12 protein-coding genes and 1 pseudogene are annotated in these 14,307 nt (G+C 58.1%); 12 read left to right on the top strand and 1 reads right to left on the bottom strand.

Features of this window, described 5'->3' with window-relative positions; genetic code table 11:
• Positions 1-76: 76 nt before the first annotated feature.
• The 12 genes from ACR9ZQ_RS04545 (at position 77) to ACR9ZQ_RS04490 (ending at position 12,993) form a co-directional block, all read left to right on the top strand.
• Positions 77-1,036 (top strand): succinylglutamate desuccinylase/aspartoacylase family protein, encoded by a 960-nt coding sequence (locus tag ACR9ZQ_RS04545; protein WP_481427013.1) that lies wholly within the window; start codon positions 77-79, stop codon positions 1,034-1,036.
• A complete protein-coding gene (locus ACR9ZQ_RS04540; protein ID WP_481427012.1) occupies positions 1,021-2,007 on the top strand; it encodes a DMT family transporter in 987 nt (328 codons plus the stop codon). Before ACR9ZQ_RS04545 ends, ACR9ZQ_RS04540 begins: the two co-directional genes overlap by 16 nt.
• 282 nt (positions 2,008-2,289) lie before the next feature.
• Entirely contained in the window at positions 2,290-3,060 is a 771-nt protein-coding gene (locus ACR9ZQ_RS04535; protein ID WP_439018635.1) for an SDR family NAD(P)-dependent oxidoreductase, read from the top strand.
• 283 nt (positions 3,061-3,343) lie between these two features.
• A complete protein-coding gene (gene hisD, locus ACR9ZQ_RS04530) occupies positions 3,344-4,672 on the top strand; it encodes a histidinol dehydrogenase (RefSeq protein ID WP_481427011.1) in 1,329 nt (442 codons plus the stop codon).
• 4 nt (positions 4,673-4,676) lie between these two features.
• Positions 4,677-5,690, top strand: coding sequence for a zinc-dependent alcohol dehydrogenase (locus ACR9ZQ_RS04525; RefSeq protein ID WP_481427010.1), 1,014 nt, complete (start codon positions 4,677-4,679; stop codon positions 5,688-5,690).
• 36 nt (positions 5,691-5,726) lie between these two features.
• Positions 5,727-6,458 (top strand): histidine utilization repressor, encoded by a 732-nt coding sequence (gene hutC, locus ACR9ZQ_RS04520; protein WP_439018638.1) that lies wholly within the window; start codon positions 5,727-5,729, stop codon positions 6,456-6,458.
• 35 nt (positions 6,459-6,493) lie between these two features.
• Positions 6,494-7,783 (top strand): hypothetical protein, encoded by a 1,290-nt coding sequence (locus ACR9ZQ_RS04515; RefSeq protein ID WP_481427009.1) that lies wholly within the window; start codon positions 6,494-6,496, stop codon positions 7,781-7,783.
• Between the two features lie 3 nt (positions 7,784-7,786).
• A complete protein-coding gene (locus tag ACR9ZQ_RS04510) occupies positions 7,787-8,932 on the top strand; it encodes an alpha-hydroxy acid oxidase (RefSeq protein ID WP_481427008.1) in 1,146 nt (381 codons plus the stop codon).
• A 132-nt stretch (positions 8,933-9,064) separates the two neighbouring features.
• Positions 9,065-10,081: an ABC transporter substrate-binding protein gene (locus ACR9ZQ_RS04505; protein WP_481427007.1), complete on the top strand. Its 1,017-nt coding sequence runs from the start codon at positions 9,065-9,067 to the stop codon at positions 10,079-10,081.
• 24 nt (positions 10,082-10,105) lie between these two features.
• The gene (locus ACR9ZQ_RS04500) at positions 10,106-10,966 is read left to right on the top strand and encodes an ABC transporter permease (protein ID WP_481427006.1); all 861 of its coding nucleotides are present in this window, start codon (positions 10,106-10,108) and stop codon (positions 10,964-10,966) included.
• Between the two features lies 1 nt (position 10,967).
• The gene (locus tag ACR9ZQ_RS04495; protein WP_481427005.1) at positions 10,968-11,750 is read left to right on the top strand and encodes an ABC transporter ATP-binding protein; all 783 of its coding nucleotides are present in this window, start codon (positions 10,968-10,970) and stop codon (positions 11,748-11,750) included.
• 61 nt (positions 11,751-11,811) lie between these two features.
• Positions 11,812-12,993 carry an amino acid aminotransferase gene (locus ACR9ZQ_RS04490; protein ID WP_481427004.1) on the top strand — a complete coding sequence of 394 codons (1,182 nt, stop codon included), beginning with the start codon at positions 11,812-11,814 and terminating at the stop codon, positions 12,991-12,993.
• A 312-nt stretch (positions 12,994-13,305) separates the two neighbouring features.
• On the opposite strand, the pseudogene ACR9ZQ_RS04485 reads toward ACR9ZQ_RS04490, so the two are convergent.
• Positions 13,306-14,278, bottom strand: a pseudogene (locus tag ACR9ZQ_RS04485) (nucleotidyltransferase family protein).
• Positions 14,279-14,307 lie beyond the last annotated feature (29 nt).

Here is a 14,307-nt window from a genome sequence, read left to right as displayed (position 1 = left end):
CGGAACCAGGGAGATTACGGCAGCTCGTGCGGCAAGCTGTGCCGAATATACATCCAATCCCTACAAGAAAGAGCCAATGACCATTACGATACCCAATTTAGCCGAGCGCAGCGCTACCGTTCGAGAAATCATCAAATCGGCACCGCCAGGCGTCACACAGGTCGAGTGTTGGCCAATCGAGGATCATGTCCTGCCGATCGTTATCATTAAGGGACTCTCCGCAGGCCCCAGTATCTGCGTGAGCGCGGGCGTTCACGGCTCAGAATATTGCGCCATTGAGGCGGCCCAACGGCTTCTGAAACTTCCATACGAGAACTTGGCAGGGACATTGATCATACTGCCGATGGTCAACATCGCAGCCTTTGCAAAAAGAAGCGTTTATATAAATCCCGCAGATGGGAAAAACCTCAATCGGGTGTTTCCTGGCAGCGCGACTGGCACCGCAAGTGATAGACTTGCCGCGTGGCTGATCGATGAGGTTTTCTCGAATACCGATGCGCTCGTCGATCTGCATTGTGGAGACCTGAGCGAGAGCCTGACGCCGTTCACGATCTTTTGTGAGGGAAACGAACGGTCCGAGCGCCTTGCTAGAGATTTTGGGCTTCCCTACGCAATCGCAAGTCCGGCAAGGGGCATGATGATTGCCGGCGCGGCTGCGGCGGGAGTGCCGGCAATCATCGCCGAAGCGGGCGGGGCCGGCAAGTACGACGAAGATGCTATTCAAACCCTCGTCATCGGTCTCCACAGACTGTTGAGAGCCATGCACGTCTTACTGGATGACAGTTCGGACCACCCATCGAAACTAGATGTTCAGGTGCTCCGCTGTTCCAGTGTGACCGCAACCGCGTCCGGCTTGTGGTATCCGACCCACGCCGTCGGCGATGTCGTCGACACCGATACTGTTCTTGGGACCATTCGCAATCATTTTGGCGAGCCGATCGGCTCGGCGGTTTCACCAATCAACGGAAAAATCATGTTTCAAATTTCGAGCCTGGCCGTCAATGGCGACGAGACGATCACATGGATCGGCGCCTGATGAAAGCCGACGTTAAGGACGTGCATCCCGAGGCAGTCGCATCCAAGGCTCCAACGACAAGCGGAGGATTGGGTCCCACAGTCTACCTCGCCGGCGCAATGGCTTTGTCGGGAACTGTCGGTGTCTTTGCGATCCAAACCGGGCAGCCAACACTGAACATCGTGTTCTTCCGTTGTCTTTTTGGTGCGTTGTCGCTCATCGCCTGGTCCTTGTATCGTGGTACCTTCCACGGGATCTGGCGAATAAATCGGAAACTGATTGGGCTCACTATTGTCAGCGGTCTGTGCCTGGTCCTGAATTGGGCTGCGCTGTTTCAGGCATTCCGTTCGACTTCGATTGGATTTGCGATCATAATCTATCACCTGCAACCATTTTGGATCGTCATCATCAGCGCTCTTTTTCTCGGCGAAGCCCTCCACCGAGACAAGCTGTTTTGGCTGGTTGTGGCCTTCGGTGGACTGCTGCTGGTCGTATGGCCCCATGTCGGCGACATAATGGGCAACAGTTCCTGGACCCAAGGGGTGGCCTTCGCCATTCTGGCCTCGCTCCTCTACGCAGGCTCCACATTGACGGCACGGCGGCTGCGAGGGGTCGACTCATCAGTCTTGACGATCATCCATTGCCTAATAGGTCTTGTTCTCTTCGCGCCGTTCCTGGCGTTCGAACCGCTGCGGAACGCAGCGCTGCCGCTTTGGGGTTGGCTCGTTGGCCTTGGGGTTCTGCACACGGGCGTCGTGTACGTTCTGCTCTACGCGAACTACCCAAAAGTTCAGACGGCCACGATCGGGGTCTGCGCGTTCCTCAACCCGGTGACCGCGCTGCTTAGCGATTATGTTTTCTATTCCAAGGAAATCAGCCTAGTCCAGGCCATTGGGATCGTCTTCGTGCTCCTGGCCGGTCTTTGTACAACGTTGGGATGGGGCAAGCTGCTCCGACGACGCAGTCCAGGCGAGCTGCCCTCCGCACCGTGAAATAAACGTTAGCCGAACTAGCCATTCGGTCCGGGCGTGTGATGGAGCGGATTGACGATAGAGCGATCGGGGTTCAACCCGCGCGGGTGAACTCATGTCTCCAGGTCGGCGTCCCATCGGTGATGGCCTCGCGGACGTCCGATGTTATCGTCCGTTCGACTTCAGCGTGGGATTTTGAACCGTTCTTGTCCCGATCCCAAAATCGGAAGGTCTCATTGTTGATACATGTATAGACATTACTGCTGAATGATGGTTCTATCGCGCAAAAGCTAGGGGATCATCATGGCCGATACGATGTTCGATCTGGCAGGAAGAGTGGCAGTTGTGACCGGTGCGAGCCGCGGCCTGGGCCAATGGATTGCGCTGGCGCTTGCCGAAGCGGGTGCCGATGTTTGCGTTACGGCGCGCGACCAAAATTCGCTAAGTGACACCAAAGGGAGGATCGAAGCCCTTGGCAGGACCTGCATCACGAGCGCTCAGGATGTGACGGACATCTCGTCCATTGACGAAACGCTAGGCAAGTTCGAAAACATCACCGGCGCTGTCGATATTCTTGTCAATAATGCCGGGTACGAACAGGTCTCTCCCTCACTCGACGTCGACGAACAGATCTGGGACAAGATCATCGGCACCAACCTTAAGGGCGCGTTCTTCTGGTCGCAAGGCGCGGCGCGGCGGATGTCAAAACAGCCTCGGGGCGGAAGCATCATAAACCTTTGCTCACTTACCTCCTATATCGGCATCCCGACGGCCGTGCCCTATGGCTCGTCGAAGTCGGGACTGCTCGGTATGACACGAGCGCTTTCGGCCGAATGGGCGCCGCTGGGCATCCGCGTGAATGCAGTGGCACCGGGCTATTTCCGCACAGCGATGACCGAGGGTTTTTATCAGGATGAGGGCTGGTCGGCCAAAATGCTGGACAAGATCCCACAAAAACGGTTCGGCGATGGCTCCGACATCGGCGGCGCCGTCGTCTTCCTCGCAAGTGGCGCATCGGCCTACATTACCGGCCAATGTATTCCTGTCGACGGCGGTTTTTTGGCGTCGATCTAGAAACGAAAGATGACGCTTGACAGCACACGAATGATCATATTGTCTATAAATGTATAGACAACTATAGACAATAAAAACGGGAACGAAGTCTTCGACTTCCTGGGAATTTGCCGGATAACCATATCCGGCTTCCTCGAGTAAGCAAATTGCAGGTATTTAAGCTGGCGGCCACCGACTTGCGGTGCGTTTCAGCATGAACTGTGAGCAAGTTGGAACGTCGTGCCGTCAGGGTGCGGACGATTGCCGTTGCGTGCACCTTTGTGCGCCAAGAAGGATATGAGCAATGACCGAAGTCACTTTTCATGAATATTCGAAGCTTGGGCCCGATGAGAAGGCTGCGCTCTTGCGCCGATCCGAAACGGACATTTCCGGGTTCGTCGAGAAAGTGGCGCCGATCCTCGAGGCTGTGCGCACCGAAGGCGACCGCGCTGTCGCCCGCTTCGGCCGGGAGCTCGACAAGGCGGATATCACAGAAGCAACGATCAAGGTGACGGATGCCGAGTTCGATGCGGCGTTCAAGCTAGTCAGCGAGGACGTGATCGAAGCCATCACCTTCGGCATTCAGAATATCCGTCATTTCCATGAGGAACAGAAACCTGAAGCCATGTGGCTGAAGGAGATCAAGCCAGGCGCCTTCGCTGGCGACCGCTTCACCCCGATCAAGTCCGTTGCGCTCTATGTCCCGCGCGGCAAAGGTTCGTTTCCGTCCGTTACGATGATGACCTCTGTCCCGGCCGTTGTGGCAGGCGTTCCGAACCTGGCGATCGTCACACCGCCAGCCCCGGACGGTAGTGTGGACGCAGCAACGCTGGTGGCAGCACGTCTGGCCGGTGTGGAAACTGTCTACAAGGTCGGCGGCGCTCAGGCGGTTGCAGCTGTCGCCTACGGGACGCAAACGATTAAGCCGGCGCTGAAGATCGTCGGGCCGGGAAGCCCTTGGGTGGTCGCAGCCAAGCGAAGCCTATCAGGCATCATCGATACGGGCCTGCCCGCAGGACCTTCGGAAGCGATCATCTTCGCTGACGACACGGTCCATGGCGGCCTCGCAGCACTCGATCTCCTGATCGAGGCCGAGCACGGCCCGGACTCTTCGGCCTATCTCGTGACCCATAGCAGGCGTGTGGCCGAGGAGGCACTCGCCGCATTGCCCGAACACTGGGCACGCATGACGGAACAGAGGGTTCAGTTCTCGAGCGCCGTCCTTTCAGGCAAATGCGGTGGCATCATCCTCACCTCCTCGGTCGAGGAAAGCTACGACTTCGTCAATGCTTACGCACCCGAACATCTCGAACTCCTGTCACAGGATCCCTTCGCCCATCTCGGACAGATCACCGAGGCTGCGGAAATCCTCATGGGTCCGCATACGCCTGTCAGCATCGCCAATTTCTGCCTCGGTCCAAATGCCGTGCTGCCGACGAGCCGCTGGGCGCGCACGTTCGGCCCGCTGTCGGTGACCGATTTTGTGAAGCGCAGTTCGATCGGCTACGTGACAGCGTCGGCCTATCCCGAGTTTGCAAAGCGCGCCCACAAGCTCGCGGAATATGAAGGCTTCTCATCCCACGCGCACGCAGTCTCGGCGGTCCGCGACAACTATCTGCCAAAGCGAGGCTGATAGGATGAAGGCGGTTCGGCTTTACGACGCGTTTGATCTCAGGGTCGAGGAAGTCGACAAACCTCTGTCGCCGCCCGCGGGCTACGTGACGATCGACGTTCGCGCCGCGGGCATCTGCGGCTCGGACGTTCACAACTACCGAACCGGTCAATGGATCAGCAGGAGCCCATCCACCGCTGGACACGAGTTTTGCGGCCGCGTTTCCGCGCTTGGTGAGGGTGTCGAAGGTCTCGCGATCGGTGACCTCGTCGCAGCTGACTCCCGCTTTTACTGTGGCCAATGTGAAGCATGCAGATCAGGCCGCACCAATATCTGCGAACATCTCGGTTTCGTCGGCGAGGTATGCGACGGAGGATTTGCGGAACAGACCCAATTACCCGCTCGTCTGGTTTTCAAACACGAGCCGTCACTTGATCCTGCAGTGGCGGCCATGGCCGAACCTTTGGCTGTCGCCCTTCATGCGATACGACGGCTTAAACCACCCCAAGGCGAGGCGATTCTCCTAGTCGGCTGCGGGACGATAGGCGGTCTCTGCGGTTTGCTGCTTTCACATCTCCACGATGGAAAGTTGTTGTTTGCAGATTTGAATGGCAGCCGTGCCGAGATGGTGGCGGCGATTTGCGGAGGATCGGTGGTCGCACTGGATAAGGCGCAAGCAAGGACTGCACTCGGCGACGCGCGACTGCGTTACGCGGTGGATGCAACGGGAAGTACAAAAGCCATCGCGCAAGGCATCGAACTTCTGGACGGGGGCGGCGCCTTCGCTCTTGTGGGTATTAGTCATGGGAAACTGGATCTGGATCCCAATGTCCTCGTCGAGCGTGAGATTTCCCTGATTGGCTGCCATGCCTTTGAAGACGAACTCGCCGATGCCATCGCGATGTTGCCAAAGCTGCAGCCTGCACTTCTACAATTTAGCGAGATCCTGAAGTCACTCGACGGAATTCCTGATGCATACCACCGACTGATCGATGGTCGCTCAACCAAAATAAAGACGATCATTCGAATAGCCGATTGATCGAGCACACGCCTCGGCGTGAGACGGAGATAGAAATTGCCCGGTCTTTCAAACACCGCGCTGCCGCTCTACGAAAAGGTCAAGGACTTCGTGCTCGACAATATCGGGAACGGCAACTGGCCACAGAACGAGAAGCTTCCGTCCGAGCACGAGTTGACGTCTTCGCTCGGCGTATCCCGCATGACGGTCCATCGCGCGCTTCGTGAACTGACCGCTGAAGGCTATCTGCGAAGGGTCCAGGGCGTCGGAACATTCGTCTCGCCTCCGAAGGCACAGTCGACCCTCATCGAGATCAGCAATATCATCACAGAGATCAAAGCGCGTGGAAGTCAACACCGCGCCGAGGTGATCCTGCTCGAGCGGATCGAGCGGCCGGATAAAATGCTATTGGACGCGTTCGAGTTCAAAAAGCTCTGCCCCGTCGATCACTCGATGGTCGTTCACTACGAGAATGGCGTCCCTGTTCAACTGGAGGAGCGATACGTCAATACAGAGCTCGTGAAGAACTATCTCGATCAGGATTTTACGTCGATCGGCACCTACGATTACCTGCAGCACAGTACGCCGCTCACCGAAGTCGAGCATCTCATCAGCGCCATCCCAGCGACTGAGAGACATGCACGCCTCCTACATATTCGTGAGCGCGACAGCTGCCTGGTTCTAAACCGAAAAACATGGACAGGGCAGACGATCGCAACGGTCAATACCTTCACCTATGTCGGCAGCCGCTATTCGCTTGGCAGCAGATACTTACCGCCGAAAAAATGAACAGCCTTCGTGTCATTCCAGGAGTGAGAGAAATCATGGGGCAGCCCAACAGTCGGACCGCAGCCATCCGGGAGAAGGCCCAAAAACGCGATGGTGGCGCCGAGGCTATGCTTGCGGACCTGTTGCGAGATTTGTTTGGGATCGAAGCACGCGATCTGGCGATCAACCACGACCAATACAGCCTCAATTCGCTGAATGGCTTCTTCGAGGCCGACGGAAAGCCCTACTTCTTCAAATTCCATCAGGAGGAAAATGAGGAGGAGATGAGCGGCGAGTACTATCGTGCCGATATCCTTGCCAAGGCCGGCCTGCCGGTAGATCAGCCGATCATGATGTCGACCCTTCCGGGCGAACAGATCCTTGTCTACAGGCGCAGGACGGATCCGCGCTTTTCCGATGTCCTGCGCGCGCTCGACGAGCTTCATGATGAGCAAATGGTAAGTCAGGCCGTGGATGCGGAGCGCCGGCTCAATGAGGCCGTCCTGTCCGTCTACTTGAAGACGCTGCATCCGGTCACGCCTGATCAAGTCGCAAAAGAGCCGGTCCACCGGCTATTCTACGATCGACTGGTGACAGCCCCGAAAGGGACCTACCCTGGCGGACGGCTGGCGAGTTTTTATGTCGGCAAGACATTTGAGTTTCCAGGCGTCACGCTTTCCTGGGATTCGCTCTCGAAAGCCCGCTTTGTCATCAATGGCATCGAGTATCGCGAAACTCTCGGCCAACTTTTCGACGCCGCGCATGAAAGACTGAACCCTGTCCGTCTGGCCGATAGTGGCGGGGTGACGGCACACGGCGACGCTCATAACGCCAATGTCTGGTTCGAACGGCGCGAAGGGCGCGCGAGCCTGTCCTTCTTTGACCCAGCCTTTGCCGGCGAGCACATCCCGACGCTTCTGGCGGAGGTGAAGACGACCTTCCACAATGTCCTCGCCCATCCCTACTGGCTCTACGATCCGGCTCTTGCCGAACAGAAATTCAAGGCCACAGCCAACTACGAGAACGGCCGTCTCTTTGCGGATTTCGATTGGAAGCTGACCCCGGTTCGCAAGGCGCTTTTGGAAACGAAGGCCGAAGCAATGTGGAAGCCATTGCTTGCCGCCCTCAAACAGCGCGACATGCTTCCTCAAGACTGGCGAAAAGTTGTCCGGCTCGGGCTTTTCCTATGCCCGACGCTTGTCATGAACCTGCGCGCAGGTGCGACAAGCCACAATCCGACATCCTCCCTGATCGGGCTTTCTGTGGCCATGATGGTCGGCTCGCAGCCTGATGAGGGCGAGGACCTGATGACCCGCTTCCTCGCAACGATAGATCCGGAGGGCTAGATCGTGACGATCGTCAATATCGATGACCTCCGGCTGGCCGCTCGCAAGCGATTGCCGAAGCTCTTCTTTGACTACATCGACGGCGGCTCCTTTGCGGAGGAAACCTATCGTCGAAACAGGGACGATTTCTCGTTTTTGCAACTGCGTCAGAACGTCCTCGGCAACTATGCCGAGCCTGATCTGGCGACCGAATACCTCGGGCGACGCCATCCTCTTCCATTCATGCTGGGGCCGGTCGGCTTTCTTGGCCTTTACGCGAGAAACGGAGAACAAAAGGCAGCCTGTGCCGCTCACGCTGCCGGCATCCCCTTCTGCCTTTCGACCTTCTCGATCGCGTCGCTGGCAGACCTCCGGCAGGCGACAGACGGTGTGCTACATTTTCAGCTTTACGTGCTCGACGACCGCGAGCTTTGCGAGGAGTTTCTGAGCGCTGCGGAAGAGGCCGGTGTCGAGGCGCTGTACGTGACCGTCGATACGGCCATCACCGCCATCCGCGAACGTGATGTGCGAAACGGCTTCCGATCTCTTACGCGTGTCACACCTCGACTGTTCGCCAGTCTATGCCGGAAGCCTGGCTGGTTGTTCGATATCGGTCGCGGCGGCATGCCCTCCGTTCGGGCGGTCGAGCATCGCACAGACTTCGGGAGGGGAGCGCTCGAACAGGCCGCCAATCTTTCCAGGCGCATCGACAAAAGGCTCGCATGGAAGGACATCGAGGCATTGCGCGACCGGTGGAAAGGCAAACTGATTATTAAGGGCATCCTTTCACCTGAGGATGCCAAAAAGGCACAGGCGATCGGCGTCGACGGCATTGTCATCTCGAACCATGGCGGCCGCCAACTCGACGGTGCCATGAGCACGATCGCCGCACTTCCGGACATCCGGGCCGCGGTCGGACCGGATTTCTCTCTGATGCTCGACGGGGGCGTGCGAAGGGGAAGCGATATTGTCAAGGCAATTGGAATGGGCGCCGACGGCGTCATGTTGGGACGAGCCTATACCTATGGTCTCGCAGCCGCCGGCCAGGCAGGCGTCGACAGTGCGATCGAGACATTGCGCCGCGAGATCTCGATTACCTTGGCTTTGATGGGCGTCGGCTCGATCGCCGACCTCAAGGAACGTGGCTCGCACCTCATACTAAAACAGTAACCGCTAACGCCGGCGAAAGGAGACACGTACTCACACAGGATGTCCGCCCGCCAAGAGCTTGATGGTCGGGCGTCAAACTTAAGAAGATGCAAGCTATGTGATCCGTTAAAATCATCAAAAGAGGGGTTCCCAATGAACTACAAATCCATCGGCAAGCAGTTTTCCCGCGCAGCGATCGCGCTCGGGATCGTCGGCGTTCTTGCCAGTGCGCAGGCAAACGCCCAGGATCAAATCCCGTCCAAGCCGGAGCCGGGCACCTTTAAGATCGGCATCGAGCCGTGGCTCGGTTACGGTCAATGGCACGTCGCCGCGAGCAAGGACCTGTTCAAGAAAGCCGGCCTCGAGGAAGTCGAGCTTGTCAACTTCAGCGAAGACAAGGACATCAACGCAGCACTTGCGAGCGGTCAGCTCGACGCTGCCAATATCGCCACGCACACGGCCATGGGTATGGTCGCCGCCGGCTTGCCGGTGAAGATCGTCTCGCTGCTTGATTTCAGCCTGAAGGCGGACGCAATCCTTGCCGGAAGCGACATCAAGAGCGTCGCTGACCTTAAAGGAAAGAACATCGCCTTCGAGGAAGGCACGACAAGCGACATCCTGTTGAATTACGCGCTTGCCAGCAACGGCATGACGATCGACGATATCGTCCGCGTGCCAATGCCGGCAGCTGATGCCGGGACGGCACTGATTGCAGGCCGTGTTCCGGTCGCCGTCACCTACGAACCCTACATTTCAACGGCGCTGACCCAGGACAAGAATATCAAGTTACTTTTTGAAGCCGGCAAAGATCCGGGCCTAGTCTCCGACGTTCTCGTCGTTCGCGAGGAGGTGCTGAAGCAGAAGCCTGGACAGGTTCTGGCCATGATCAAGGTCTGGGATGCGGCTCTGGCCGACTACAAGGCCAATACGGACGAGGATCGCACCATCATCTCGAAGGCCGTCGGCGCCTCCCCGGATGATCTGAAAACGGCCTTCGACGGTGTCCAATACTATACCTCTGCTGAAGCAGCCAAGGCCTTTGCCGGTGACTTCAAGACCAAGACCTTCGCCGACGTTCTGAAGGCGGCCAAGACAGCCGGCCTCGTGACCCAGGACGTTTCTGCCGACAGCATGATCGACACATCGTTTGTCGATGCAGCGAACAAGTAACCTCTGGCCACCAACGGGACCGTAATGTCTAGCTCAGAATTGTCGTCGACAGCGAAGGAAAGGCCCCGCGCGCAATCGCGCGCGGGTGTCGGTAGACCACCCAGTGCCTTTCGGATCGGGGATCCGATCAGCGGTCAGTCGTTTTTTATGATTGCAGTTGCCGTTTTTGCCCTGCTCTTCGTCGTGTGGTGGCTTGCTACCGTCACCGGGTGGGTGAAACCGATTTTCCTGCCCTCGCCCGGAGCGGTATGGGCCAAGATGGTGGAATTGGCGGCCGATGGCACGCTGTGGACCGATGCCGGGATCAGTATCTATCGCATGCTCGTCGGTTTTCTGATTGCATCGGCCCTGGCGATCCCGATCGGGATCATGATCGGCTGTTTCAAGACGTGGGAAGCGGCTATTGAGCCGTTTGTCGACTTCGTTCGTTACATGCCGGTTGTCGCCTTCGTTCCGCTGACCATACTGTGGGCAGGAACAAGCGACATTCAGAAATTCGTCATCATCTTTATCGGAACCTTCTTCCAGCAGGTGCTCATGGTCATGGACAGCGTCAAGCGTGTGCCGACCGACTTCGTCGGACTGGGCCGTACGCTCGGAATGTCAGAAACCAGGATCCTGCGCCGCATCGTCCTGCCGTCTGCCCTCCCCGGCATCTGGGACACGCTGCGCATCAGCCTCGGCTGGGCCTGGACCTGGCTTGTGCTGGCAGAACTTGTGGCGGCGACGTCCGGCCTCGGCTATCGAATCGTCGTCTCTCAGCGATATTTCCAGACGCAGACGATCATTGGTTACATCTTGCTCCTTGGCTTGCTCGGTCTGATCACAGACCAGAGCATGAAGGCCCTCGAGCGCGTCTTCTTCCGTTACGCTTCGAGGCATTGAGATGAGCGATCCCAAACTCAAGATCGAGGGTCTGAACAAATGGTATGGTGGCAGGAAGAGCCGCGTTCATGCCCTCAGCAATATCGATCTGGAACTCGCCGACAACGAATTCGTCTCCTTGGTCGGTGCTTCCGGCTGCGGCAAGAGTACGCTGCTGTCGATCGTCGCCGGACTTCAGGGCTTCGACAATGGCCTTCTTCTGACGGATGGAGCGCCGATCGTCGGTCCCGGGCTCGATCGCGGCGTTGTCTTCCAATCCTACACGCTGTTGCCGTGGCTGACCGCGCAGCAGAATGTTGAATTCGCCCTGCAGGCGGCCGGGTTGCCGAAGGCCGAGTGCCGGGATGTCGCCCGCCACCACATTGAACTGGTGAAGCTCACCAAGTTCGCCGATGCATTTCCGTCGCAACTGTCGGGTGGCATGAAGCAGCGCGTCGCCATTGCACGTGCCCTCTCCTATCGACCGAAAATGCTATTGATGGATGAGCCGTTCGGCGCGCTCGACGCTCTGACCCGTCACCAGATGCAGGAACTGCTGACCCAGATATGGGAAGAGCATCGGCTGACCGTGCTGTTCGTCACGCATGATGTCGAAGAAGCCGTTTACCTGTCCGACCGTATCGTGGCGATGAGCATCAATCCGGGACGCATCAACGCGACCTTCCATGTCGGCCTCGCCCGCCCACGCAGCCAGGATATGATTGCCTCGTCAGAATTCGTTGCGCTTCAAAAGCAGGTGCTTTCTGCAATCCGCGCCGGATCGCAAAGTGAGTTGGAGCATTGATTCAGCCAATGCGGGGTGGCTGAAGCAGCTCCGCATTTGACCTCAATTCGAAGGAAAAGCCATGTTCGAAACTCTCACTGCCGCCCCGCCGGACAAGATCCTCAGCCTCTCGATTCTCTACAAGAACGACGAGCGGCCGACGAAAATGGATCTCGGCGTCGGCGTCTACAAGGATTCGCGGGGTGCGACCGTCATCATGCGAGCAGTGCGTGATGCCGAGAAGCGCCTTTATGAAAGCCAGACGACCAAAACCTACGTCGGCATGGCAGGCGATGAAGGTTTCAACAAGGCCATGCTGAGGCTGGTCTTTGGCGAGGAAGCCGATCTCTCACGCATGTTCGCCTGCCAGACAGCGGGCGGCTCGGGCGCGCTTCGCACGATCGCCGACCTATTGGTAAAGGCCCGGCCGGACGCCACCATCTGGCTCTGCGACCCGACCTGGGTGAATCATGTGCCGATCCTGAAGGCTGCTGGTTTCAAAACCGCGACCTATCCCTATTTCGATCCAGCCAGCGGCACGGTGAAGGCCGATGCCATGCTCAAGGGATTAAAGCAGGCGAAGGCCGGCGACGTCGTCCTGCTGCATGGCTGCTGCCACAACCCGACCGGCGCCAATCTGACGATCGAGCAGTGGGGTCCGGTCGTGGATCTTCTTGTCGAACGCGACCTTTTCCCCTTCATCGATCTTGCCTATCAGGGCTTCGGCGACGGTTTGGAGGAAGACGCCGCCGCTGTTCGCCTGCTCGCAAGCAAGGTGCCGGAAATGGCCGTCGCCACCTCCTGCTCGAAGAATTTTTCGGTCTACCGCGACCGCGTCGGCGCCGTCATCCTGATGGGCAAGGACCCAGAAAGCGTAAAGATCGCAGGCAGTCAGGCGCTCGCTACCACTCGCGTGCTGTATTCCATGCCGCCGGACCATGCCGCCGCCGCCGTCCGCCTTATCCTCGAGGACGATGCGCTGCGCGCCGACTGGAAGTCTGAACTCGAAGCTATGCGGCTTCGTATGCTCAACCTGCGCAAGGGCTTTGCCGAGGCGCTCCGTCGCCGGTCCAACTCCTCGCGCTTCGACTTTATTGCCGACCACCGGGGTATGTTCTCGCGGCTCGGCCTGACCGAAGCGCAGGTCGACCGCCTGCGAGATGAGTTCGGCATCTATATGGTTGGTGATTCCCGCTTCAATGTCGCGGGCCTCAGGGAAGACCGGCTCGACGACCTCGCCAAGGCTGTTGTTTCGGTGCTCTGAGCCTAAGTCCTTTGCCAGCTCAGTTGATGAAAATATGGCGCGTATTCTGCCGATTAGAACGGATACCTCAGCAAGTTGAAGCGTCAACTCCATTCGATATTGTGGCAACGAGCTCTGAAAGCGAGGATCGTTTTAAGTAGATTTGAAGTTCGGACTCTCGATATCGTCGAACGACGAGCGTCTGCTTCTCCGCAACAGCAACTGATTAGCGCTATTCAGCTCGCTGCTCTTGAGCGGACTCGAACTCTCGGCACCAGATTTGTCTCCACTTCGAATGAAATCAACTGCTTGGCTTTCGAAGCCGAGGACGGCCTATTCCCCAAACGGAAGTTCAATTTCTTCGCGGATTTTTTTTGCGCCCTCGACCAGGACCGCGCTGAACCGCTCGGCATCTTGTGCCGGTAGCATTCCCGCCCCGGTTCGAATACCTTCTTGCCACGCGGGCCCGCGCTCCCATGCTTCGTTGTAGACGAACGCCAAGTCAGCAGATCGCCTTGTCTGCTGCAGGGCTTCAAAGAGCAACGCAGCTTGACGAATGTCCTTCTCTTGCTTTGCCGGCCCCTGCCCGTCAGTGTGTCGGCGACTGGCGACGATGAGCTTGTGGACCGCATAGCGGGACGGATCAGGGACGACAACTGGGACACCACTTCGGTGGAGCAGCATTGTCCTGACAGGTTCCCTTATGAGGAAGTCGAGAAAGCGTAATGGATCCGCGCTGGCGCCACCAAGGGCGGGCATCTTCGCCGGCTGGTCGATGTAGTCATCCGAACCGCGGTTAGACGTCAGGAATTCGACCCGGTAGCCGTCCGCATTCTGAAACGCCGACGAGGCCGCGGACCCCGATCGATGCGGAACTGGCCGGAAGCTGGCGTCGACGCCCTGCAGCAGCTCAACGATCGGGGGTAGGCTGTCTTCAACCTCCCGACCGGAAAAGGCCGCCATCGGCAAGAGCCTCGACGATGTCGCCCGACATGGCGTCAGGGGCAATCATCCCGCCTTCGCGGGTGAGGGTATTTACCAAGCGCCTGCGAGCGCGTAGATCGTCCTTGTCCCGCTTATGATCAGCTACGCGCTGCGCGATATCCGGATCATCAGCAGAACCGACGTAACGACGTTTCGTGCCACCATGTCCATCTGGGATGTCGAAGTACCAGTACTTGCGCCCTTTGATGTTCGCCGGGGTGAACCGACCTTCCGGAGGGAAATCGGCCGTCCAAGCGGCGTCGAGCGAGCGCTGACCTAGCTCGGCGAGCATCGTCTGATACATGAGGTCGATGGGCTTCATAGGCTTGGCTCCGGCGTTATACCGTTTTT

The sequence above is a fragment of the Rhizobium sp. KNZ14-9A genome, assembly GCF_056755015.1.
Note: the sequence above shows the minus strand (reverse complement) of the source record. Positions and strands in the feature narration are given on the sequence as shown.

What these genes read in the sequence shown, in the direction of transcription:
- ACR9ZQ_RS04545 (WP_481427013.1), top strand. Translation starts at nt 77, where the DNA reads ATGACCATTACGATACCCAATTTAGCCGAGCGCAGCGCTACCGTTCGA.
- ACR9ZQ_RS04540 (WP_481427012.1), top strand. Translation starts at nt 1,021, where the DNA reads ATGGATCGGCGCCTGATGAAAGCCGACGTTAAGGACGTGCATCCCGAG.
- ACR9ZQ_RS04535 (WP_439018635.1), top strand. Translation starts at nt 2,290, where the DNA reads ATGGCCGATACGATGTTCGATCTGGCAGGAAGAGTGGCAGTTGTGACC.
- hisD (WP_481427011.1), top strand. Translation starts at nt 3,344, where the DNA reads ATGACCGAAGTCACTTTTCATGAATATTCGAAGCTTGGGCCCGATGAG.
- ACR9ZQ_RS04525 (WP_481427010.1), top strand. Translation starts at nt 4,677, where the DNA reads ATGAAGGCGGTTCGGCTTTACGACGCGTTTGATCTCAGGGTCGAGGAA.
- ACR9ZQ_RS04515 (WP_481427009.1), top strand. Translation starts at nt 6,494, where the DNA reads ATGGGGCAGCCCAACAGTCGGACCGCAGCCATCCGGGAGAAGGCCCAA.
- ACR9ZQ_RS04505 (WP_481427007.1), top strand. Translation starts at nt 9,065, where the DNA reads ATGAACTACAAATCCATCGGCAAGCAGTTTTCCCGCGCAGCGATCGCG.
- ACR9ZQ_RS04500 (WP_481427006.1), top strand. Translation starts at nt 10,106, where the DNA reads ATGTCTAGCTCAGAATTGTCGTCGACAGCGAAGGAAAGGCCCCGCGCG.
- ACR9ZQ_RS04495 (WP_481427005.1), top strand. Translation starts at nt 10,968, where the DNA reads ATGAGCGATCCCAAACTCAAGATCGAGGGTCTGAACAAATGGTATGGT.
- ACR9ZQ_RS04490 (WP_481427004.1), top strand. Translation starts at nt 11,812, where the DNA reads ATGTTCGAAACTCTCACTGCCGCCCCGCCGGACAAGATCCTCAGCCTC.